The 21906-nt window shown below is 71.4% G+C and carries 19 protein-coding genes and 1 riboswitch; of the genes, 15 read left to right on the forward strand and 4 right to left on the reverse strand.

From position 1 onward, the window contains the following. Positions 1 to 197: 197 nt before the first annotated feature. The gene (locus tag ACWCP2_RS36275) at positions 198 to 599 is read right to left on the reverse strand and encodes a DNA-binding transcriptional response regulator (RefSeq protein WP_250742508.1); all 402 of its coding nucleotides are present in this window, start codon (positions 597 to 599) and stop codon (positions 198 to 200) included. Positions 600 to 811: 212 nt separating this feature from the next. Between ACWCP2_RS36275 and ctaE the strand changes: the two genes are divergently transcribed. The 6 genes from ctaE to ACWCP2_RS36305 all read left to right on the forward strand — a co-directional run bounded on the left by ctaE (position 812) and on the right by ACWCP2_RS36305 (position 8169). Further along, positions 812 to 1432 (forward strand): aa3-type cytochrome oxidase subunit III, encoded by a 621-nt coding sequence (ctaE, locus tag ACWCP2_RS36280; RefSeq protein WP_008738823.1) that lies wholly within the window; start codon positions 812 to 814, stop codon positions 1430 to 1432. Between the two features lie 76 nt (positions 1433 to 1508). Next, positions 1509 to 2318: a cytochrome bc1 complex diheme cytochrome c subunit gene (gene qcrC / locus ACWCP2_RS36285; protein WP_450912797.1), complete on the forward strand. Its 810-nt coding sequence runs from the start codon at positions 1509 to 1511 to the stop codon at positions 2316 to 2318. Next, on the forward strand, positions 2315 to 3376 hold the full coding sequence (qcrA, locus tag ACWCP2_RS36290) for a cytochrome bc1 complex Rieske iron-sulfur subunit (protein WP_450912798.1): 1062 nt from the start codon (positions 2315 to 2317) through the stop codon (positions 3374 to 3376). The genes qcrC and qcrA overlap by 4 nt, the downstream gene beginning before the upstream one ends. Next, positions 3373 to 5001, forward strand: coding sequence for a cytochrome bc1 complex cytochrome b subunit (gene qcrB, locus ACWCP2_RS36295; RefSeq protein ID WP_450912799.1), 1629 nt, complete (start codon positions 3373 to 3375; stop codon positions 4999 to 5001). The genes qcrA and qcrB overlap by 4 nt, the downstream gene beginning before the upstream one ends. A gap of 217 nt (positions 5002 to 5218) precedes the next feature. Next, positions 5219 to 6283, forward strand: a complete 1065-nt coding sequence (gene trpD / locus ACWCP2_RS36300; RefSeq protein WP_450912800.1) for an anthranilate phosphoribosyltransferase — start codon at positions 5219 to 5221, stop codon at positions 6281 to 6283. A 114-nt stretch (positions 6284 to 6397) separates the two neighbouring features. Beyond that, positions 6398 to 6514: riboswitch (SAM riboswitch) on the forward strand. 245 nt (positions 6515 to 6759) lie between these two features. Then, positions 6760 to 8169 carry an aminotransferase class V-fold PLP-dependent enzyme gene (locus ACWCP2_RS36305; protein ID WP_450912801.1) on the forward strand — a complete coding sequence of 470 codons (1410 nt, stop codon included), beginning with the start codon at positions 6760 to 6762 and terminating at the stop codon, positions 8167 to 8169. A gap of 69 nt (positions 8170 to 8238) precedes the next feature. On the opposite strand, the gene ACWCP2_RS36310 is transcribed toward ACWCP2_RS36305, so the two are convergent. Both ACWCP2_RS36310 and ACWCP2_RS36315 read right to left on the reverse strand, forming a co-directional pair. Beyond that, positions 8239 to 8520, reverse strand: coding sequence for an Lrp/AsnC family transcriptional regulator (locus ACWCP2_RS36310; RefSeq protein ID WP_243330042.1), 282 nt, complete (start codon positions 8518 to 8520; stop codon positions 8239 to 8241). Continuing rightward, positions 8517 to 9239, reverse strand: coding sequence for a rhomboid family intramembrane serine protease (locus tag ACWCP2_RS36315; RefSeq protein WP_450912802.1), 723 nt, complete (start codon positions 9237 to 9239; stop codon positions 8517 to 8519). The genes ACWCP2_RS36310 and ACWCP2_RS36315 overlap by 4 nt, the downstream gene beginning before the upstream one ends. Positions 9240 to 9392: 153 nt before the next feature. Here ACWCP2_RS36315 and ACWCP2_RS36320 point away from each other — a divergent pair, with 153 nt between their 5' ends. From ACWCP2_RS36320 to ACWCP2_RS36350, 7 genes are all read left to right on the forward strand, one after another. Then, on the forward strand, positions 9393 to 9632 hold the full coding sequence (locus ACWCP2_RS36320) for a hypothetical protein (protein ID WP_008738811.1): 240 nt from the start codon (positions 9393 to 9395) through the stop codon (positions 9630 to 9632). A gap of 40 nt (positions 9633 to 9672) precedes the next feature. Further along, positions 9673 to 11037 carry an NYN domain-containing protein gene (locus tag ACWCP2_RS36325; RefSeq protein WP_450912811.1) on the forward strand — a complete coding sequence of 455 codons (1365 nt, stop codon included), beginning with the start codon at positions 9673 to 9675 and terminating at the stop codon, positions 11035 to 11037. Between the two features lie 281 nt (positions 11038 to 11318). Continuing rightward, on the forward strand, positions 11319 to 12350 hold the full coding sequence (locus ACWCP2_RS36330; RefSeq protein WP_450912803.1) for an NlpC/P60 family protein: 1032 nt from the start codon (positions 11319 to 11321) through the stop codon (positions 12348 to 12350). A 253-nt stretch (positions 12351 to 12603) separates the two neighbouring features. After that, on the forward strand, positions 12604 to 13656 hold the full coding sequence (locus tag ACWCP2_RS36335; protein WP_450912804.1) for an NlpC/P60 family protein: 1053 nt from the start codon (positions 12604 to 12606) through the stop codon (positions 13654 to 13656). Between the two features lie 25 nt (positions 13657 to 13681). After that, a complete protein-coding gene (locus ACWCP2_RS36340) occupies positions 13682 to 14884 on the forward strand; it encodes a hypothetical protein (RefSeq protein WP_450912805.1) in 1203 nt (400 codons plus the stop codon). Between the two features lie 290 nt (positions 14885 to 15174). After that, positions 15175 to 16317: a glycosyltransferase family 4 protein gene (locus tag ACWCP2_RS36345; protein ID WP_450912806.1), complete on the forward strand. Its 1143-nt coding sequence runs from the start codon at positions 15175 to 15177 to the stop codon at positions 16315 to 16317. Positions 16318 to 16520: 203 nt separating this feature from the next. Then, a complete protein-coding gene (locus tag ACWCP2_RS36350; protein ID WP_450912807.1) occupies positions 16521 to 18137 on the forward strand; it encodes a GMC oxidoreductase in 1617 nt (538 codons plus the stop codon). A gap of 15 nt (positions 18138 to 18152) precedes the next feature. On the opposite strand, the gene ACWCP2_RS36355 is transcribed toward ACWCP2_RS36350, so the two are convergent. Then, on the reverse strand, positions 18153 to 19949 hold the full coding sequence (locus ACWCP2_RS36355) for an AMP-dependent synthetase/ligase (RefSeq protein WP_450912808.1): 1797 nt from the start codon (positions 19947 to 19949) through the stop codon (positions 18153 to 18155). Positions 19950 to 20177: 228 nt separating this feature from the next. On the opposite strand from ACWCP2_RS36355, the gene ACWCP2_RS36360 reads away from it, so the two are divergent. Both ACWCP2_RS36360 and ACWCP2_RS36365 read left to right on the forward strand, forming a co-directional pair. Beyond that, entirely contained in the window at positions 20178 to 20972 is a 795-nt protein-coding gene (locus ACWCP2_RS36360; protein ID WP_450912809.1) for a metallophosphoesterase family protein, read from the forward strand. A 93-nt stretch (positions 20973 to 21065) separates the two neighbouring features. After that, positions 21066 to 21518, forward strand: coding sequence for an SRPBCC family protein (locus tag ACWCP2_RS36365; RefSeq protein WP_450912810.1), 453 nt, complete (start codon positions 21066 to 21068; stop codon positions 21516 to 21518). Positions 21519 to 21906: the final 388 nt, after the last annotated feature.

The following is a 21906-nucleotide window of genomic DNA, read 5'->3' on the forward strand; positions in this document are numbered from 1 at the left end:
CGGAGCGCTCGGCGCCCGGGCAGCGCCCGCAGCGCCGGGTGGGCCCCCCGCCGGGCCACGGGCACCCGTACGGTCCGTACGGGTGCCCGTGCCCCGGTATGCGCCGGTACAGGGCCGTGCAGGCCCGTACGGGCCCGTACGGGTCCCTGCGGGGCGCCCGACGGGCCCCGTGGGTCCCACGGGCCCCGCAGGCCCCGTTACGCCGCCGGCGAGAGCCGTGCGCGCAGCAGACCCGCCAGGGCCTGCGCGAAGTCCACCGGATCCACCGGAAGGGTGACCGCCGCGTCCGCGCGGCTCCAGGTGGCCAGCCAGGCGTCCTGCGGACGGCCCATCAGGAGCAGGACGGGCGGGCACTGGAAGATCTCGTCCTTGATCTGCCGGCACACCCCCATGCCCCCGGCCGGAACCGCCTCGCCGTCCAGCACGCAGACGTCGATGCCGCCCGCGTCCAGCTCCTTCAGGACGGCCGGCAGCGTGGCGCACTCCAGGAACTCCACCGGCGGCAGGTCTGCGGCCGGCCTGCGACCGGCCGCCAGCCGCACCTGCTCCCGGGTGCCCGCGTCGTCGCTGTAGACCAGAACCCGCGCAGTCGCCCGCATTTCGTTCCTCCACGTGTCCCGTGAATCACGTTGATGTTGCGCGGGATGCTACTCCGTCCGACCCGGTGTCAACATCGGTTCGCACAGCCTTGCCCGGGGGATGGCCGACGGGCGTCCGCAGGGCGATCTGATGGGCCGTTCGGGCCTTGCACACGCCCCTGACACTCCGAACGGCACCCCCCGGGGTGAGGGCGGGATAAGGGACCGACATAATGTCGGTCGTGGCGACAGCAACGACAGTAGATACCGGGCACGCGCACCCGACGGTCAACAGGCCGAACCTCGTCAGCGTGGGAACCATCATCTGGTTGAGTTCCGAGCTGATGTTCTTCGCGGCCCTCTTCGCGATGTACTTCACCCTGCGATCAGTGACGGGCGCCGAGTACTGGACAGAACAGGCCTCGGCCTTGAATCTGCCCTTCTCGGCGACGAACACGACGATCCTGGTGCTTTCCTCGCTCACCTGCCAGCTCGGCGTATTCGCCGCCGAGCGCGGTGACGTGAAGAAGCTCAGGACGTGGTTCATCATCACGTTCGTCATGGGTGCGATCTTCATTGGCGGCCAGGTGTTCGAGTACACCGAGCTGGTCAAGCACGAGGGCATGAGCCTCTCGTCCGGTCCGTACGGCTCGGTGTTCTACCTGACCACCGGCTTCCACGGTCTGCACGTGACGGGCGGTCTCATCGCCTTCCTGCTGGTCCTCGGCCGGACGTACGCGGCCAAGAGGTTCACCCACGAACAGGCCACGTCGGCCATCGTCGTGTCCTACTACTGGCACTTCGTCGATGTCGTCTGGATCGGCCTCTTCGCAACGATCTACCTGATCAAGTAGCGAACACGTCGCCGGGCCCGACCCGGCACTCCATCCAGACACACCGACGCAGAAGATCCTGACACCGGGGTAATCCGTGAAAAAGCTCTCCGCACGACGACGCCATCCGCTGGCGGCGGTCGTCGTTCTACTCTTCGCGCTGGCGGTTACCGGGGGGCTGTACAGCGCCTTCGCGCCCGCGGGCAATGCGAAGGCCGACGAAACCGTCCAGTCCCTCGCCATCGAGGAGGGCCAGAAGCTCTACGCCGTCGGCTGCGCAAGCTGCCACGGGACCGGCGGTCAGGGTTCCTCTGACGGCCCCAGCCTGGTTGGCGTCGGCTCCGCTGCCGTCGACTTCCAGGTCATGACGGGCCGGATGCCCGCCCAGCAGCCCGGCGCCCAGGTGCCGAAGAAGCCCGTCATCTACACCCAGGCGCAGGCCGACCAGCTCGCCGCGTACATCGCGTCCCTCGGAGCCGGCCCGATCAAGCCGACCGAGAAGCAGTACGACCCGGCGGGTGCCGACATCGCGAAGGGTGGCGAACTGTTCCGCAACAACTGCGCGCAGTGCCACAACTTCACCGGTGAGGGCGGCGCACTGACGAACGGCAAGTACGCCCCGAACCTCGAGGGCGTCGAGCCGAAGCACATCTACGAGGCCATGCTCACCGGCCCGCAGAACATGCCCTCCTTCCCCGACACGACCATGCCGGAGAAGCAGAAGAAGGACATCATCGCGTACCTCCAGCACGTCAACGGCGAGAAGTCGACCAACCCCGGTGGCCTCAAGCTCGGTGGCCTCGGCCCCGTCTCCGAGGGTCTCTTCGGCTGGATCTTCGGACTGGGTGCGCTGATCGCTGTCGCCGTCTGGGTCGCGGCCCACACCGCTAAGGCCAAGAAGTCATGAGTAGCCAAGACATTCCCGAAGAGAAGTACCTGCCGAGCGAGCAGGGCGACGCGCACCACGGTGACGTGTCAGTGCCGGACGACAACCCGTTCGCCGACCCCGGTCTGCCGGTCCACCGGCCGCGGATCCAGGACATCGACGAGCGGGCCGCGAAGCGCTCCGAGCGCACGGTGGCCATGCTGTTCACGCTGTCGATGCTGGCGACCATCGCCTTCATCGCCTCGTACGTGATCCTGCCGGTCGACAAGATCGTCTACATCTTCCCCATCGGGAAGGTGAGCGCTCTCAACTTCGCCCTCGGCGTGAGCCTCGGCGTGGCCCTCTTCTCCATCGGAGCGGGCGCGGTCCACTGGGCCCGCACCCTGATGTCCGACGTGGAGGTCGCCGCCGAGCGCCACGAGATCGCGGCCCCGGCCGAGGTCAAGGCGCAGGTCCTGCAGGACTTCGCGGACGGCGCGCGCGAGTCGGCCATCGGCCGTCGCCCGCTGATCCGCAACACGATGTTCGGTGCGCTGGCCCTGCTGCCGCTCTCCGCCGTCGTGATCCTGCGCGACCTGGGCCCGCTGCCCGAGGACAAGCTGCGCAAGACCATCTGGGCCAAGGGCAAGATGCTCATCAACTCGAACACGATGGAGCCGCTTCGTCCCGAGGACATCGTCGTCGGTTCGCTGACCTTCGCCATGCCGGAAGGCCTGGAGGAGGACGCGCACGACTTCCAGCAGCAGATCGCCAAGGCCGCCCTGATGATCGTCCGCATCCAGCCGGAGAACATCAAGGACAAGAAGGAACTGGAGTGGTCCCACGACGGGATCGTGGCCTACTCCAAGATCTGCACCCACGTCGGCTGCCCGATCAGCCTGTACGAGCAGCAGTCGCACCACGTGCTCTGCCCGTGCCACCAGTCCACCTTCGACCTCTCCGACGGCGCCCGAGTCATCTTCGGCCCGGCTGGTCACGCGCTCCCGCAGCTGCGGATCGGCGTCAATGACGAAGGCTTCCTCGAGGCGCTCGGCGACTTCGAAGAGCCCGTCGGTCCCTCTTTCTGGGAGCGCGGATGAGCACTGCCACTCACACCAAAGAGCGCAAGGCTCCGGCCGGCGAGCGCGTAGCCGACTGGGCCGACGGCCGGCTGGGCATCTACAGCCTCGCCAAGGCCAACATGCGCAAGATCTTCCCGGACCACTGGTCCTTCATGCTGGGCGAGATCTGCCTCTACAGCTTCATCATCCTCATCCTCACGGGTGTGTACCTGACGCTGTTCTTCCACCCGAGCATGAACGAAGTGCACTACGACGGTTCGTACATCCCCATGCAGGGTGTCGCGATGTCGGAGGCCTTCAAGTCGACCCTGGAAATCAGCTTCGACGTCCGCGGCGGTCTGCTCATCCGGCAGATCCACCACTGGTCGGCGCTGATCTTCATCGCGGCGATGCTCGTGCACATGATGCGCGTGTTCTTCACCGGCGCGTTCCGCAAGCCGCGTGAGGTCAACTGGGTCTTCGGCTTCCTGCTGCTGGTCCTCGGCATGTTCACCGGTTTCACCGGTTACTCCCTGCCGGACGACCTGCTCTCGGGCACCGGTGTCCGCTTCATGGAAGGCGCGATGCTGTCCGTGCCGATCGTGGGCACGTACCTGTCGTTCTTCTTCTTCGGCGGGGAGTTCCCCGGCGGCGACTTCGTGGGCCGGCTCTACTCGGTGCACATCCTGCTGCTGCCCGGCATCATGATGGGCCTGCTGGTGGCCCACCTGATCCTGGTCTTCTACCACAAGCACACCCAGTTCGCGGGCCCCGGCAAGACGGAGAAGAACGTCGTCGGCATGCCGCTGCTCCCGGTCTACATGGCCAAGGCCGGAGGCTTCTTCTTCCTGGTCTTCGGTGTCATCGCGCTGATCGCGGGCATCGCCTCGATCAACCCGATCTGGGCGCTCGGCCCGTACCGCCCGGACCACGTGTCCACCGGTGCGCAGCCCGACTGGTACATGGGCTTCTCCGAGGGCCTGATCCGTGCGATGCCCGGCTGGGAGATCAACCTCTGGGGCCACACCCTGGCCCTGGGCGTGTTCATTCCGTTCACGATCTTCCCGCTGGTCCTGGCCACCATCGCGGTCTACCCGTTCATCGAGTCCTGGGTCACCGGGGACAAGCGCGAGCACCACATCCTGGACCGCCCGCGCAACGCCCCGACGCGCACGGGCTTCGGTGTGGCATGGCTGACGTGGTACGTCATCCTGCTGATCGCCGGTGGAAACGACATGTTCGCGCAGTACTTCCACCTGTCGATCAACTCGATCACCTGGTTCGCCCGCATCGGCTTCTTCGTCGGTCCGGTCATCGCGTTCATCGTCACCAAGCGGATCTGCCTCGGCCTCCAGCGCCGGGACCGGGACAAGGTGCTGCACGGTCGCGAGACCGGCATCATCAAGCGCCTGCCGCACGGTGAGTTCGTCGAGGTCCACGAGCCGCTCTCGCAGGGCAAGCTGCACGCGCTCACCTCGTACGACCAGTACGAGCCCGCCGAGATCGGCCCCACGGTCGACGAGAACGGTGTCGAGCGCAAGGCGAAGCCGCTGGAGAAGCTCCGCGCCAAGCTCAGCAGGGGCTACTACGGGGAGAACAACCAGATCCCGAAGCCCACGGTGGAGGAGTACAAGGAGATCCAGAGCGGCCACGGCCACCACTGATCTCCCGCAACACGGCTTCACACGCCTCATGTTTCGCGCAGTACGCACCACGCACTCCGCATGACTGTTTGAGGGACTGATTTCGGTCAGTCCTGGTGTCGCCACGGCGAGAGCCCCGTCCAGCGTCTGGACGGGGCTCTTTGCCGTCCCCGGGGCTGGATAGGCTGAACCCCTTCCCATTCCACGTGGAATCCTTCACGAGCAGCAGGAGCGGACCATGAACCTGGTGACCCCGGCAGGCGGCGACAGCGTGGCGGCCCGCGGCTGGCCGGGCCTTCTGGACGCCCTGCTGACCGGCCGGGACCTGGACGCCGACGACACGGCCTGGGCGATGGACCGGATCATGCGCGGGGAGGCCACCGACGCCCAGATCGCCGGCTTCGCCGTCGCCCTGCGGGCCAAGGGGGAGACCGTGGCCGAGATCAACGGTCTGGTCCGCGCCATGTACGCGCACGCCAACCTGATCGAGGTGCCGGGCCGGACGGTGGACATCGTCGGCACCGGCGGCGACGGGGCCAAGACGGTCAACATCTCCACCATGTCGGCCGTCGTGGTGGCCGGCACGGGCGCCAAGGTGGTCAAGCACGGCAACCGGGCCGCGTCCTCCGCGAGCGGCTCCTCGGACGTCCTGGAGAAGCTCGGCGTCAACCTCGACCTCACCCCCGCGCGGGTCGTGGAGGTGGCCGAGGAGGCCGGGATCACCTTCTGCTTCGCGGTCAAGTTCCACCCCGCGCTGCGGCACGTGGCGGCGGCCCGCCGGGAGCTCGGGATCCGGACCACCTTCAACTTCCTCGGCCCGCTGACCAACCCGGCGCGGGTCCGGGCGCAGGCCACCGGTGTGGCCGACGCGCGGGTGGCCCCGATCGTCGCGGGCGTCCTGGCGGAGCGGGGCTCCTCCGCGCTGGTCTTCCGCGGTGACGACGGGCTCGACGAGCTCACCACCACGGCGACCTCCCGGGTCTGGTGGGTCCGCGACGGCAAGGTCGCGGAGCAGTCCTTCGACCCGCGCGACATCGGCATCCCCCTGGTGGACGTCTCCGCGCTCGGCGGCGCGGACGCCTCGTACAACGCGGACGTGGCACGGCGCCTGCTGGCCGGCGAGACCGGACCGGTGCGCGACGCGGTGCTTCTGAACTCGGCGGCGGCCCTGGTCGCGCTGGACCCGGGCACGGGCACCCTGGAGGAGCAGCTCGCGGCCGGTGTCCTGCGGGCGGCGGAGTCGGTGGACTCCGGTGCGGCGCGCGAGGCGCTGGCCCGCTGGGTGGCGGCGAGCAACGCGTAGCGGAGCCGCCGGGAGCCGTTTCGGCAGGATCCGGCCAAGCTCGGGCAACGACCCCGGTCCGCCATGTGGACCGGGGTCTTGCGTTCGGAAGATCATGTGGCAGGATGCTCCTCAGGTCACGAGTGACAGCGTTTAGGCCCCGGCTTGCTGTCCGGCAACCCTCCTTCCGTGGCGGGGTGCCCCGGGTGATGACCAGGTCGTAGGCAGTGAGGTCTACGGCAAGCGCGGATCCCTCGAACACCAGGGGTCCTGGTCTTCTGAGGAGCGTTTTCCGTGAGCAAGCGAATGCGATAGGGCGACTCCGCCCCTTCTTCACCCCTCGGAACAGGGTCACTTCCGCGTACCCGCAGCAGCACGCCTGCGTACGCCGGCCGATCCGCGTCCCGGGGCACTCCCGTCCCCCGAACGGCCGCAGCGCCGTATCCGCGGACGGGCCCACCGAAGCCATTCACACCTGCCTGCCGGGAGATACCGCCATGTCCGCAACCCTGAACGCCACCGCCTCCGCCGTCACCGCCGTCACCGCCGCCGTCACCTCTCCGGCCGAGGGCCCTGCCTGTGCCGAGCCGCTGGCGGTCCTCGGCCGCGAGGTCACCGTGCCGCTCGTCACCGGGGGCGAGGTCACCTACGCCGCCCTCGACTACGCGGCCAGCGCCCCGGCGCTCCAGCGGGTCTGGGACGACGTGGCCGCCTACGCCCCGTACTACGGCAGCGTCCACCGCGGCGCCGGGTACCTCTCGCAGCTCTCCACCGACCTGTTCGAGCAGAGCCGGGTCACGGTCGCCGAGTTCCTCGACTGCCGCCCCACCGACCAGGTGGTCTTCACCCGGTCCACCACCGACTCCCTCAACCTGCTCGCCGCCGTCCTGCCGACCGACTGCCAGGTCTTCGTCTTCGAGACCGAGCACCACGCCTCGCTGCTGCCCTGGACGAACGCGCGGGTCACCTACCTCAACGCCCCCCGCACCCCGGACGAGGCCGTCGCCACCCTGGAGCGCGCCCTGGCCGACCGCGACCCGTACGGCCCCGCGCTGGTCTGCGTCACCGGAGCCTCCAACGTCACCGGTGAGCTGTGGCCCGTGAAGGAACTCGCCGCCGCCGCGCACGCCCACGGCGCCCGGATCGTCCTGGACGCCGCCCAGCTGGCCCCGCACCACCCCGTCTCGGTGCAGGACCTCGACGTGGACTGGGTCGCCTTCTCCGGGCACAAGCTCTACGCGCCCTTCGGCTCGGGCGTGCTCGCCGGCCGCGCGGACTGGCTGCAGGAGGCCGAGCCGTACCTCGCCGGGGGCGGCGCGTCCCGCAAGGTCGCCCGCCGCGAGGACGGCGGCGTGGACGTCGAGTGGCACACCACCGCGGCCCGCCACGAGGCCGGCTCCCCGAACGTCATCGGCGTCTACTCCATCGCCTCCGCCTGCAAGGCGCTGAACGAGGCCGGCTTCGAGAACCTCGTCGCCCGCGAGCAGCACCTCATCGCCACGGTCCGCGAAGGCCTCGCCGAGGTCCCGGCGGTCCGCGTCCTGTCCCTCTTCGGCGACGACGCCCCGCGCGTCGGCGTCATCTCCTTCGTCGTCGACGGCTGGAACAGCTCGCACTTCGCGGCCGCGCTCTCCGCCGAGTACGGCATCGGCGTCCGCGACGGCCTGTTCTGCGCCCACCCGCTGGTGCGCACCCTGCTCGGCAGCGAGCCGCAGGCCCAGGGCGAGTGCGGAGCCCCGGAGGCGGCCCCCGGCGAGCGCTCCCTCAACGCGATCCGCGTCAGCTTCGGCGCCGGCACCCCCGACGAGCACGTCGAGCGCTTCGTCCGCGCGGTGAAGGAACTCGTCGCGGACGGCGCCAAGTGGCAGTACCGCACCGAAGAGGGCCGCTGCGTCCCGGCCGTCTGATGGGCCGTGGAGCGCGCCCGGGCCGCCCGGGCCGCCGGGTTCTGCCGACGTTCCCCGGCGGGCCGGGCCCTACGCGTCCAGGCCGATCGCGAAGGCCGCTTCCAGGTCGTGCTGGGAGTACGTGCGGAACGCCACGTGGGTGTCCGTCGCCTCCACGCCCGGGATCTTGCTGATGCGGCCGGGGATGATGTCGGCCAGGTCCTCGTGCCGGGAGACCCGGACCAGGGCGATGAGGTCGTAGGTGCCGGTGACCGAGTAGACCTCGCTGACGCTGTCCAGCGCGGCGATGGCCTCGGCGATCTCGGGGATCCGGTCCACGCTGGTCTTGATGAGCACGAGTGCGGTGATCACGGTTGGCTGTCTCCCTCGACGGCAGTCACTGGTCGAACCACTCTAGTCCCACGCCGGTAGCGGGCCCACGCGTAGAGGAAGCCCACCGAGAAGCCCACCACGTGGGCTAGATAGGCGACTCCGGGCCCGCTTCCCGCCCGGTGCGCCGCCAGCCACTGCAGGCCGAACCAGAACAGCAGCACGATCCACGCGGGGAAGCGCAGCGGCAGGAAGAACAGGAACGGGAACAGGCTCGTCACCCGCGCCCTGGGGAAGAGGTACAGGAAGGCGCCCAGGACCGCGGAGATCGCCCCGGAGGCCCCGACCAGGGTCTGGCCGGAGGAGGAGTGGGCCGCCGCGTACGCCGCCAGGGCCAGGTAGCCCGTACAGACGTAGAAGCAGAGGAACACGGCCCGGCCCATGCGGCGCTCCGTCATCGCCCCGAAGACGTAGAGGAAGAGCATGTTGCCCAGCAGGTGCAGCCAGCTCCCGTGCACGAACAGGGCCGTGAGCGGAGTGAGCGCCGCCCGGCCCGAGCCGGTGAACAGCTCGTCGGGGACCACGCCCCAGCGCCGGAAGTACGCCGTCCCGTTCGCGAGCAGCTGGTCACCCGTCCCGTAGACCGGGTTCAGCCCCGACGCCGGGCTCAGCACGAACACCACGCAGCAGCCCGCGATCAGCGCGTGGGTGATCACCGGGCCCCGGGCGGCCTCGCGTACGGCCTGCCACCTTACGATCATGCGACCGAGCATGACCCAGCCGGGCCCACCCGCGGGTGCGGCAGGCCGTAGGGTTACGAGCTACGCACGCACGCACGTACCCGTGACGACACGGGCGGGTGTACCGCGCGCGTCCGTGTACGCGATAGAAGGATAGAAGGAGAGAGCGGCCTGATGACGGTTCCCCTGCCGACCGACACCACCCGGTGGCGCTGCACGCTGTGCGGCAACCTCACGCGTTTCGACGTCACCCGTTCGTCGAAGGTCGTGGAGTACGTCCACCTGGACCTCGCCGGGGAGCCCAAGGTCGAGGAGCGCGAGGTGGTCAATGAGACCATCGAGTCGGTCCGCTGCCGCTGGTGCAACGCGGTGGACCAGATCGAGCTCGTGGACAGGCCGGGCGCGGACTCCTGAAGGAGCCCCGCCCGCAGGTGAATGACGGTAGGGGTGACGGATTGTGGAGCCAGCAAGCGGCGCTGAGCCGGCCGACGCGGCCGGTGACGCCGCCGAGGCACTCGACCGCCCGCTGCCGGAAGGCGTGCGGCGCCGGGTCGTCGCGCTCGTCTCGGACGCCTTCGGCGGACTGACGGTCGCGGACCTCCCGGCGCAGCTGCGCCAGTACGCCCGTTTCACCCCGACACGGCGCGCCAAGTTCGCGGGCAACGCCATGGCCACGGCCGTGGAGAGCGACCCCGTCTTCCGTGGCCGGGTCGCGGAGAAGCTCCGCGAGGCGCAGGCCGACCTGGCCTCCGCGCTGGAGTCGGGCGCCCCGCCCGCCGCCGCCGACCCGCTGGACGTGGCGGCCGCCGCGTACGTGCTGCGGCCGGCCGGCTGGGTCAAGCTGGTCGCCGCCGCGGGCGAGGAGGCGCAGCGCGCCGACGCCGAGCGGGTCGACGAGGAGGCCCGCCGCGAGATGGAGCGGCTCCGCGAGGAGCTGGCCCACGTACGGGAGCAGCAGCGCACGGGTGTCGACCAGGTGCGGGCGGAACTGGACACGGCCCGCAAGGAAGCGGAATCGCTTCAGCGCAAGCTGCGCAGCGCGCTGAGCGACGTCAAGCGGGGCGACGCGGCCCTGCGCAAGATCAACGCGGAGGTCGACGGGATCCGCGCCGAGGCGGCCGCCCAGGTGGCCGGTGCGGAGAGCGAGACCCGGCGGCTCAAGTCCCGCCTCGCGGAGGTGGAATCGGCGCTGGAGACCTCGCGGCGGGCCACCCGTGAGGGCCGCAGCATCGAGGACATGCGGCTGCGGCTGCTGCTGGACACCGTGCTGGACGCGGCCGCGGGGCTGCGCCGGGAGCTCGCGCTGCCGCCGGTGTCCACGCGCCCCGCCGACACGGTGGAGGCGGTGGAGCCGGGCCGGATGACCCCGAAGGACATCGCGGCGCGCGCCCTGTCGGAGACCGACCCGGCGCTGCTGGACCAGCTGCTGGCGCTGCCGCAGGCCCATCTGGTGGTCGACGGCTACAACGTCACCAAGACCGGCTACCCGACGATGCCGCTGGAGAAGCAGCGGCTGCGGCTGCTGGGCGGGCTGTCGATGCTCGCCGCGCAGACGGGCGCCGAGATGACCTGTGTCTTCGACGGGGCGGAGCTGGCGGCCCCCGTGCTGCTCGCGCCGCCGCGCGGGGTGCGGGTGCTGTTCTCGAAGGCCGGGGTGACGGCGGACGAGCTGATCCGCCAGCTGGTGCGCGCCGAACCGGCGGGCCGTCCGGTGGTCGTGGTCTCCACCGACCGGGAAGTCGCCGACGGTGTGGCCAAGGCCGGGGCGCGACCGGTGGCGTCCGCGTTGCTGCTGAAGCGGCTTTCGCGCGTTTCGTAACTGCTGGCGCATATGCCGGAATTGGCATGTGATCGGGTGGACGCACCGTCAAGTCACCGGCACGGAGCGTGCACTGTAGGTAAAGAACCTGGTCACAGGGCGAGTTTTTTCCCGACAGGATTTGAACTGATCACAGAAGGGTCACTAGGGTCAGTCAAACCTTCGTGCGGTAGTTCACTCATTCGGGGTGGCAGCGAAGGTGTCGCCGAGTCTTCAGGACGTCCTGCGTCCTGCGGATTGCGTTCTTCTTCGGCGGCTCTAGGAAGAAGGAGCTCGCCTTCGTGGCGTCCCACCGTCGACCCAAGCAGCCGACCCGCATGCGCACCACCGTGCTCGGCGTCACCGCGGCAGCCGCCGTGGTCCTCTCGGGGCAGGCCGCCAACGCCGCCCCGGCCAAGCCGAGCAAGGACGAGGTCAAGGCCAAGGTCGACGCCCTCTACGAAGAGGCGGAGCAGGCCACCGAGAAGTTCAACCAGGCCAAGGAACGCCAGGACAAGCTCGAAACCGAGATCGGGCAGCTCCAGGACCAGGTCGCCCGCGGCCAGGGCGACCTCAACGCCCTGCGCGGCACGCTCGGTTCGATGGCCAGCGCCCAGTACCGCAGCGGCGGCATCGACCAGTCCCTCGCGCTCTTCCTCTCGGCCGACCCGGACAACTACCTCGACAAGGCCTCCACGCTGGAGCAGCTGAGCGGTCAGCAGGTCGACGCGGTCCAGAAGATCCAGGCCAAGCAGCGCGCCCTCGCGCAGCAGCGCCAGGAGGCCGCGGGCAAGCTCACCGACCTCGACGCCACCCGCAAGGAGCTCGGCGAGAAGAAGAAGGCGTCCCAGGACAAGCTCGCCGAGGCCCAGGCGCTCCTCAACAGCCTGACGGCCCAGGAGCGGCAGCAGATCAAGGACGACGACTCCCGAGCCAGCCGCGGCGCCGGCGAGCGCGTTCCCAACCTCGGCAACGTGAAGCCCTCCGGCCGAGCCGGCGCCGCCCTCGCGGCAGCCAAGACCAAGATCGGCAGCGCGTACATCTCCGGGCACGAAGGCCCCAACACGTTCGACTGCTCGGGTCTGACCCAGTGGGCGTACAAGCAGGCCGGCGTGAACATATCGCGCACCACCTTCACCCAGATCAACGACGGCACCCGGATCGGCAAGAGCCAGCTGCAGCCCGGCGACCTGGTGTTCTTCTACGGCGACCTGCACCACGTCGGCCTGTACGCCGGCGGCAACACGGTGCTGCACGCCTCGAACCCGCGCAGCGGCGTCAAGTACGAATCCATCGACAACATGCCGTTCCAGTTCGGCGTGCGCGTCGGCTGACGCCCCCTCCCTCCCACAGGGTCCGTCCGGACGCGCCGCGCACCGCCCATCCGGGCGAATTACGAGGCCCCGCTCTGACCACACGCCCCGCCGGTGACCTGCGTCTCCGACGGGGCGTCACTGTGCGTGCCCACCGGAGGTCGTTGGCCGGTGCCCTCCCGCGCGGCTACTGTCTGCCAGCGCGGAACCCCGGCACACGGCCGTCCACGGAGGGCGGACCCGGGTCCCGCTCAGCAGGAGGGAGCGGTTTCACGTGGCGTCCCATCGCCGGTCCGGGCCCAGCGCCCTCGACCGGAACACCAAGGTCACCGTCCTCACCGCCGCCGCGGCGGGAGCGGCGGTCGCCCTGTCGGGCGCACCCGCCGGTGCGGCCCCCGGCCTCCCGCAGGAGCCCTCCGCGGGCACCCGCGCCCAGGTCGACCGGCTCTTCGAAGAAGCCGAACAGGCCACCGAGCGCTTCAACCAGGCGGGCGAGCGCGCCGGCCGGCTCCGCACCGAAGTCGACCGGATCCAGGACGCGGTGGCCCGCGGACAGGACCGCATCAACACCATGCGCGGGGTGCTCGGCGCCTACGCCGGAGCCCAGTACCGGGCCGGCGGCATCGACCCCGCCGTCGAGCTCATGCTCTCCGACAACCCCGACGACTACCTCGCCAAGGCCGCCGCCCTCGACCGGCTCACCGGCCGGCAGGCCCGCCAGCTCGACGATCTGCGCTTCGAACAGGCCCGGCTCGGCCAGGAACGCCGGGAAGCCTCCCGCAAGCTCTCCGAACTCGACGCCCTGCGCGCCGACGTGGCCAAGGAGAAGCGCGCCGTCACCGCCAAGCTCGCCGCCGCGCGCCGGCTGCTGAACGCGATGCCCACGCAGGAGCGCGCCGACTTCGACCGCGCCTCGCGCTCCGGCGGCCGCCCCGACGCCCTGCCCGACCTCCCCGACGCCGGGGCCTCCGGGCCCTCCTCCGGGCGCGCCATGACCGCCGTGATGGCCGCCCGGTCCGCCGTGGGACGGCCCTACGTCTGGGGCTCCACCGGCCCCTCCGGCTTCGACTGCTCCGGGCTGATGGTGTGGTCGTACCGGCAGGCGGGCGTCGCCCTGCCGCGCACCTCGCAGGCGCAGCGGCACGCCGGGCGGCGGGTCCCGCTGTCGGAGGCGCGCCCGGGGGACCTGGTGACGTACCGCTCGGACGCCAGCCACGTCGGCATGTACGTCGGCAACGGCCAGGTGGTGCACGCCCCGTACCCGGGGGCGCGGGTGCGGTACGACCCCGTCGGGATGATGCCGGTCTCCTCGGTGACCCGGCCCTGAGGGCGGCGCTGCGTACGATCGGGTGATGTTCCCGGTCCTGGGCCCTGCCCGCCGTCGTGGCCCGCGCGCGCTGCCGCCGGCGCTGCTGTGCCTGCTGCTGTCGCTGTGCGGGCCGCTCGCGGGATGCGGCTCGGGGGCCGGTTCCGGCTCCGTGGCCCCTTCGGGCCCGGCTCCGGCTTCGGCCCCGGCTTCGGCGGACTCCGCCGAACGGGACGTACGGCGGGCCGTCGCCGACTGGTCGGCGGCCCCGCCCGCGGCCCTCGCCGCGATCCCGCTGGAGGGATGGTCGTACGAGGTCTCCTCGGTCCGGGTGGAAGGCGTACGGGCCTTCGCGCGCGCCGAGCTGCGCTACCGCCTCACCGGCTACGACACCGCCCCGGCCGGCTCCGCCCGCGAGGTGGAACTCACCCGGAGCGGCGGCACCTGGGCGGTCACCGCCGACCGGCCCGCCCCCGGAGCCCTGCCCCAGCTGTGGGACCAGGGCCCGGTGTCCGTGGAGCGCGGGGCGCACGCCCTGGTGCTCGGCGGCGCCGGCCAGAGCCCCGGCTCCCTCTCCGCGATCGCCGCCGAGGCGGACGCGGCGGTGCCCGCGGCGAGCGCGGCCTGGCCGCGGCCGTGGGCGGGCCGGGTGGTGGTGCTCGTGCCCGGCTCCCTGGACGCGATGGCGGCGCTGCTGGGGCGGCCCGCGCAGGAGTACCGGGGCCTGGGCGCCGTCACCACCGGGCGGACCGGGGCGGGCCCCGCCCCCGCGGACCGGGTCGTGGTGAACCCGGAGGGGTACGGACAGCTCACCGAGGAGGGCCGCCAGGTGATCCTGACCCACGAGACCACCCACGTGGCCACCCGGGCGGCGACCACCTCGCGGACCCCGCTCTGGCTCTCCGAGGGCTTCGCGGACTGGGCCGCGTACCGCGGCAGCGACCGCACCCCGGCCGAAGTCGCCCCGACCCTCGCCCGCGCGGTGCGCCAGGGCGCGCTGCCGGGCGAGCTCCCCACGACCGCGGCCTTCGCCTTCGGCGGGGACGCGGACGCACTGGCCCGCGCCTACGAGGGCTCCTGGCTGGCCTGCCGGCTCATCGCGGGCCGCTGGGGCGAGGAGGCGCTGCTCTCGCTGTACGAGAAGGCGGGCCGGGACTCCCTCTCGATGGCGGTGGAGGACGCGCTGGGGACGGACCCCGCCGCCCTGACCCGCGCCTGGCAGCAGGACCTGGCCAGGGAGTTCCGCTAACCGGGCGGGGCTGGATTGCCCGCAGGGCAGTTCCAGCCCCGCCCGGCGTTCGAGGCGCGGGGTCCGGGGCGGAGCCCCAGAAGGGGTCCGGGCGCAGCCCGGGGAACGGGCGAAGGGCGGGTAGGGGACTCCGCCCCGCAGGGCCGACCCACCCGCGGGTGAACGGGGTCCGGGCGGAGCAGCAGCAGCCTCCGGCGCAGCCCGGCCTCCGCGGCCCCGGCCGCCCCCGCGCGCAGCCCCGTACGCCGGTCAGAGCTCCGCAGGGCCCCCTCCGGTAGGGTCGGCAGGCGATGGACAAGACGCTGATCGTGACCAACGACTTCCCGCCGCGGCCGGGGGGCATCCAGGCCTTCCTGCACAACATGGCGCTGCGACTCGACCCCGAGCGGGTCGTCGTCTACGCGTCCACCTGGAAGCACTCCGCCGAGGGCCGGGAGGCCACCGCCGCCTTCGACGCGGAGCAGCCCTTCCAGGTGATCCGCGACCGCACGACGATGCTGCTGCCGACTCCCCGGGTCACCCGCCGGGCCGTCGGCCTGCTGCGCGAACACGGCTGCTCCTCCGTGTGGTTCGGCGCGGCGGCCCCGCTGGGGCTGATGGGGCCCGCGCTGCGCCGGGCCGGCGCGCGCCGGATCGTGGCGACCACGCACGGGCACGAGGCGGGCTGGGCGCAGCTGCCGGTCGCGCGTCAGCTTCTGCGGCGCATCGGCGAGGGCACGGATACCCTGACCTACCTGGGGGAGTACACCCGTTCGCGGATCGCCCCGGCCCTGACGGACCGGGCCGCGGCGCGCATGACGCAGCTCCCGCCGGGCGTGGACGAGAAGACCTTCCACCCGCGGTCGGGCGGCGCGGAGGTCCGCGCCGGGCTCGGACTGACGGACCGGCCGGTGGTCGTCTGCGTCTCGCGGCTCGTCCCCCGCAAGGGGCAGGACACGCTGATCGAGGCGATGCCGCGGATCCTGGCGGCGCTGCCGGACGCCGTCCTGCTGATCGTGGGCGGCGGCCCGTACGAGGCCGACCTGCGGGCCCTGGCCGCCAAGACCGGCGTCGCGGAGTCCGTGGTCTTCACGGGCGCGGTCCCGTGGTCCGAACTGCCCGCCCACTACGGGGCCGGGGACGTCTTCGCGATGCCCTGCCGGACCAGGCGCGGCGGGCTCGACGTGGAGGGCCTCGGCATCGTCTACCTGGAGGCCTCCGCCACGGGCCTGCCGGTGATCGCCGGCGACTCCGGCGGCGCCCCCGACGCCGTACTGGACGGGGAGACGGGCTGGGTGGTCCCGGGCGGCGCCCCGGCCGAGACGGCGGAACGCGTCGTCGCCCTGCTCCGGGACCCGGCGCTGCGCGCGCGCATGGGGGAGCGCGGCCGGGCCTGGGTCGAGGAGAAGTGGCGCTGGGACCTGCTGGCGGAGCGCCTGCGCGAGCTGCTGTAGCGGGGCGCCGCGGGCACCGCGCGGGGTCCCCTCCCCGTACGGAGGGGGATTATCGCGCCCGGAGGGCCGATCGCGGGCGGAGTCGATCAAACCGCGCGGACCGCGGCGGCCCCCGCCTACGGTCGAGCCATGTCTGACTGTTACTCAGAAGCGTGTCAGTGCGGGTTATGGCCGGTTGGGCGGAATCCGCTCATGATGCGCGCATGACACCAAACCTGACGCGTCGTCACGTTCTTGGTCTGGGCGCCCTGCAGACCGCGGCCGCCCTCGGCTTCACCCGGATCGGCCTGCAGTCCGCGGCCGCCGCCGAGCCCGCGGCCGCCACGTACGCCCCGGCCATCGTCGTCGGCTCCGGCTACGGATCCGCCGTCGCCGCGCTCCGCCTCGGGCAGGCCGGCGTGCGGACCGTCGTCCTGGAGATGGGCCGGCTCTGGGACACCCCCGGAGCCGACGGGAAGATCTTCCCCGCCACCTCCGCCCCCGACCAGCGCTCGATGTGGTTCCGCAACCGCACCGAGGCACCGCTCGCCCAGTTCCTCTGGCTGGACGTGGTCAACCGCAACATCAGCCCGTACCCCGGCGTCCTGGACCGGGTCAACTACGGCGACATGTCGGTGTACGTGGGCCGCGGCGTCGGCGGCGGCTCCCTCGTCAACGGCGGCATGGCGCCCACGCCGAAGCGCTCGTACTTCACCGAGATCCTGCCCCGGGTCGACGCGGACGAGATGTACGGCACCTACTACCCCCGGGCCCGCGCCATGCTCGGGGTCAACGACATCGACCCGGCCTGGTTCGAGTCCACCGAGTGGTACCGCTTCGCCCGGATCTCCCGCAAGCACGCCCAGAAGACCGGGCTGAAGACCACCTTCGTCCCCAACGTCTACGACTTCGAGTACATGAAGCGCGAGGCCGCCGGCACCGCCACCCGGTCCGCGCTCGCCGGCGAGGTGATCTACGGCAACAACCACGGCAAGAAGAGCGTCGACAAGACCTACCTCGCCGCCGCCCTGGGCACCGGCAACGTCACCATCGAGACCATGCAGCGCGTGGTCGGCGTACGGCAGGACCCGGCCGGCGGGTACGTGCTCACCGTGCAGACCAGCGACCTCACCGGCCGCGTCACCCAGGTCCGCGAACTGGGCTGCAAGCAGCTCTTCCTCGGCGCCGGCAGCCTCGGCACCACCGAGATCCTGCTGCGCGCCCGGGAGACCGGCACCCTGCCCGCCCTCAACGACAAGGTGGGCCTCGGCTGGGGCCACAACGGCAACGTCATGACCGCCCGCGCCAACCACCTGTGGGACACGGTCGGCGCCAACCAGGCCACCATGCCCGCCCTGGGCATCGACGACTGGGACAACGCCTCGAACCCGGTCTTCGCCGAGATCGCCCCGCTCCCGATGGGCTTCGAGCACTGGATCTCGATGTACCTGGCCATCACCAAGAACCCGGAGCGCGGGCACTTCACCTACGACGCCGCCAGCGACTCGGCGAAGCTCCAGTGGACCCGGGACCAGAACACCCCGTCCGTGCAGGCCGCCAAGCGCCTCTTCGACCGGATCAACCGGGCCAACTTCACCATCTACCGCTACGACCTGTTCGGCGACAACAAGAACTTCGCCGACAACTTCACCTACCACCCGCTGGGCGGCTGCGTCCTCGGGGACGCGACCGACGACTTCGGCCGCGTCAGGGGCTACCAGGGCCTCTACGTCACCGACAGCTCGCTGATCCCCGGATCGCTCGGCGTGAACCCCTTCGTGACCGTCACCGCGCTCGCGGAACGGAACATGGCGCGGGTCCTCGCCGAGGACCCGCGCTGAGGCCGTGCGCCGTCCCTAACCCCGGTAGAGGGCTTCGATCTCGTCCGCGAAGTCCTTCGCCACCACATTGCGCTTCAGCTTCAGCGACGGGGTGATGTGCCCGGACTCCTCCGTGAACTGGGAGGGCAGAATGCGGAATTTCCGCACCGATTCCGCCTTGGAAACCGCAGCGTTGCCGTCGTCCACGGCCTTCTGGACGGCGGCGACGAGGTCCGCGTCCTCCCGCAGGTCGGCGGCCGTCACGCCGGCCGGCTTGCCGTTCTCCGCGGCCCACCGGCCCAGGAACTCCTCGTCGATGGTGACCAGCGCGGCCACGAACGGCCGCGCGTCGCCGACCACCATGCACTCCGCGACCAGCGCGTGCGCCCGGATCCGGTCCTCGATCACCGCGGGCGCGACGTTCTTGCCGCCCGCCGTGACGATGAGCTCCTTCTTGCGCCCGGTGATCGCCAGGTAGCCGTCCTCGTCGAGGGTGCCGACGTCGCCGGTGTGGAACCAGCCGTCGGTCAGCGCGTCGGCGGTGGCCGTCGGGTTGTTCCAGTACTCCTTGAAGATGTGCTCGCCGTGCAGCAGCACCTCGCCGTCGTCGGCGATGCGCACCACGGAGCCCGGGAGCGGCTGGCCGACCGTACCGATCTTCGTCTTGTCCCACGGGTTGAAGGCCGTGGCGGCGCAGGACTCGGTCAGGCCGTAGCCCTCCAGCACCGTGAAGCCGATGCCGCGGAAGAAGTGGCCGAGCCGCTCGCCCAGCGGGGCCCCGCCGGAGATCGCGTACTCGCCGCGCCCGCCGAGGACCGCGTGGAGCTTGCTGTAGACCAGCTTCGAGAACAGCTTGTGCTTGAGCTTGAGGCCGAAGGACGGCCCGCCCGGCAGGTCCAGCGCACGGCTGTACGCGATCGCCGTCTCGGCCGCCGCGTCGAAGATCCTGCCCTTGCCGTCGGCCTGGGCCTTGGCGCGGGCCGAGTTGTAGACCTTCTCGAAGACGCGCGGCACACCGAGGATCAGCGTGGGCCGGAAGGACTGCAGCTCGTCCGTGAGGTTCTTGATGTCCGGTACGCAGCCCAGCCGGATCGGCGCCAGCACGGCCGCCACCTCCACCAGGCGGCCGAAGACGTGCGCGGCCGGCAGGAAGAGCAGCACGGAGCACTCGCCGGTCCGGAAGAGCGGGTGCAGCCGGGCCACGATGTTGCCGACCTCGGCGAAGAAGCTGCGGTGGGTCAGCACGCAGCCCTTGGGGCGGCCGGTGGTGCCCGAGGTGTAGACGATGGTGGCCGGGTCGTCGGCGCCCGCCAGCGCGCTGCGCTCGTCGACCTCGGCGTCGGAGATCCCGGCGCCGGCGGCCTGCAGCGTCTCCACGGCGCCCCGCTCGATCTCCCAGACCTCGCGCAGCTCCGGCAGCCGGTCGCGCAGGGCGGCCACGGACGCGGTGTGCGCGGGGGACTCCACGACGACGGCGACGGCGCCGGAGTCGCCGAGGATCCACTGGATCTGCTCGGGGGAGCTGGTCTCGTACACGGGGACCGTGACGCCGCCCGCGCTCCAGATCGCGAAGTCGAACAGCACCCACTCGTAGCGGGTGCGGGAGATCAGGGCGACCCGGTCGCCTGGCCGGATGCCGGCCGCGATCAGGCCCTTCGCCGCGCTGCGGACCTCGGCGAGGAACTCCGTCGCGGTGACGTCCTGCCACGCGCCGCCGACCTTGCGGGCCATGACGGCGGTGTCGGGATGCTGAGCGGCGTTGCGGCGGATGAGATCCGTCAGGTTCCCGTCCGACGGGACCTCGTACAGGGCCGGAAGGCTGAACTCGCGCAAGACTGCTGCTCCTCTGGGCGCCATCGCCACCATGTGGACCGACCGGACGTTACCCACCGGTAGGGGGTTCCGGATAGAGGGAACCGGCCAGATGTTCCCTGCGTCACATGTCGCGGCCGTGTCCTGCCGACATTAGTCGACCCGGTTTACGACTCGGAAGTAACCGCAGGTCCGGCCGCCTGGGCCGATTCCCTCCCCGCGGTGGCCAAGCGCGCCTAGGGTGGCCGCATGGGTGGCTCTATGGGTGGTACGAAGAACCGGACACGGGTCCACGTCGTCAGCGACGTCCACGGCAACACCGAGGCCCTGGCACGGGCCGGGGAGGGCGCCGACGCGCTGATCTGCCTCGGCGACCTCGTCCTCTTCCTCGACTACGCCGACCACTCGCGCGGCATCTTCCCCGACCTCTTCGGCGTCGAGAACGCCGATCACATCGTGGAACTGCGCACCGCCCGCCGTTTCGACGAGGCCCGGGATTTCGCCCGCGGGCTGTGGGCCGGGCTCGACCGCGAACGGCTCGTCGAGGGCGCGGTCCGCCGCCAGTACGCCGAAATGTTCGCCGCCTTCCCCCGCCCCACGTACGCCACGTACGGCAATGTCGACATCCCCGGGCTCTGGCCCGAGTACGCCGGCCCCGGCCTGACCGTGCTCGACGGCCAGCGGGCCGAGATCGGTGGCCGGGTCTTCGGCTTCGTCGGCGGCGGACTGCCCTCGCCGATGCGCACGCCCTACGAGGTGCCCGAAGAGGAGTACGCCGCCAAGGTCGAGGCGCTCGGCGAGGTCGACGTGCTCTGCTCGCACATCCCGCCGGAGGTGCCGGAGCTCTGCTACGACACGGTCGCCCGGCGCTTCGAGCGGGGGAGCGGGGCCCTGCTCGCCGCGATCCGCCGGGTACGGCCCCGGTACGCCCTCTTCGGCCACGTCCACCAGCCGCTCGCCCGGCGGATGCGGATCGGCGCCACCGAGTGCGTGAACGTCGGGCACTTCGCCGCCACCGGAAGGCCGTGGGCCCTGGAGTGGTGAGGTCATGACGCGCGATAGCCTTCACGCGGCGGCCCGGGCCAGGCCCGGACCGTACGCACACTTCCTCGAACTCCCCCCGGAGGAGCGACCGCGATGGCGGAACACACCAGCTCGAGCATCATGATCGAGGCGTCCCCGGCCGACGTCATGGCCGTGATCGCCGACTTCGCCCGCTACCCGGAGTGGACCGGCGAGGTGAAGGAGGCCGAGGTCCTGGCCAAGGACGACGCCGGCCGGGCCTCGCGGGTCCGGCTGCTGCTGGACGCCGGCGCGATCAAGGACGACCACACGCTGGCCTACACCTGGCCGGCGGAGAACACGGTCAGCTGGACGCTGGACAAGTCCCAGATGCTGCGGCAGCTCGACGGGTCCTACCAGCTGGCGGCGGTCGCGGGCGGTGCGCGGACCGAGGTGACGTACTCACTGACCGTGGACGTCAAGATCCCGATGCTCGGGATGATCAAGCGCAAGGCGGAGAAGGTCATCATCGACCGCGCGCTGGCGGGCCTGAAGAAGCGAGTGGAAAGCCACCCGACCGCGTCTTGACGCGCCGCCGCCTCTCTTGACGCGCCGCACCCCTCCTTGACGCGCCGCACCCCTCCTTGACGCGCCACTCGCACCGCTGCGCGGGCTTCGCGGCGCTGCGCCGGACTCCGTCCGGCGGTGGCGGGTCGGCGGGGCCGCTGCGGCGGCCTGCTGCTGGTGCGGGTGGGCGAGTGCGGGTGGGTAGGCCCTGCGGGGCGAGGTCCCCTACCCACCCTTCGCCCGTTCCCCGTGGCTACGCCCCGGACCCCGTTCCCCGGGGCTGCGCCCCGGGCCTCGTTCCCTGGGGCTGCGCCCCGGACCCCGTTGCCGCGTGCGGCGCCGTTGCCGGGGGCCGGCGACGGTCGAGCCCGCGGTGTTCTCCCTGGCCGGTGATGTTCTGGTCCTGGAC

The organism is Streptomyces sp. NPDC002104 (assembly GCF_053593795.1).

Coding starts and splice junctions, on each gene's coding strand:
- ACWCP2_RS36360 (WP_450912809.1), top strand. CDS start 20,178: ATGGGTGGCTCTATGGGTGGTACGAAGAACCGGACACGGGTCCACGTC.
- ACWCP2_RS36340 (WP_450912805.1), top strand. CDS start 13,682: ATGTTCCCGGTCCTGGGCCCTGCCCGCCGTCGTGGCCCGCGCGCGCTG.
- ACWCP2_RS36275 (WP_250742508.1), bottom strand. CDS start 599: ATGCGGGCGACTGCGCGGGTTCTGGTCTACAGCGACGACGCGGGCACC.
- ACWCP2_RS36345 (WP_450912806.1), top strand. CDS start 15,175: ATGGACAAGACGCTGATCGTGACCAACGACTTCCCGCCGCGGCCGGGG.
- ctaE (WP_008738823.1), top strand. CDS start 812: ATGTCGGTCGTGGCGACAGCAACGACAGTAGATACCGGGCACGCGCAC.
- ACWCP2_RS36305 (WP_450912801.1), top strand. CDS start 6,760: ATGTCCGCAACCCTGAACGCCACCGCCTCCGCCGTCACCGCCGTCACC.
- qcrA (WP_450912798.1), top strand. CDS start 2,315: ATGAGTAGCCAAGACATTCCCGAAGAGAAGTACCTGCCGAGCGAGCAG.
- trpD (WP_450912800.1), top strand. CDS start 5,219: ATGAACCTGGTGACCCCGGCAGGCGGCGACAGCGTGGCGGCCCGCGGC.
- ACWCP2_RS36350 (WP_450912807.1), top strand. CDS start 16,521: ATGACACCAAACCTGACGCGTCGTCACGTTCTTGGTCTGGGCGCCCTG.
- ACWCP2_RS36320 (WP_008738811.1), top strand. CDS start 9,393: ATGACGGTTCCCCTGCCGACCGACACCACCCGGTGGCGCTGCACGCTG.
- qcrB (WP_450912799.1), top strand. CDS start 3,373: ATGAGCACTGCCACTCACACCAAAGAGCGCAAGGCTCCGGCCGGCGAG.
- ACWCP2_RS36315 (WP_450912802.1), bottom strand. CDS start 9,239: ATGATCGTAAGGTGGCAGGCCGTACGCGAGGCCGCCCGGGGCCCGGTG.
- ACWCP2_RS36365 (WP_450912810.1), top strand. CDS start 21,066: ATGGCGGAACACACCAGCTCGAGCATCATGATCGAGGCGTCCCCGGCC.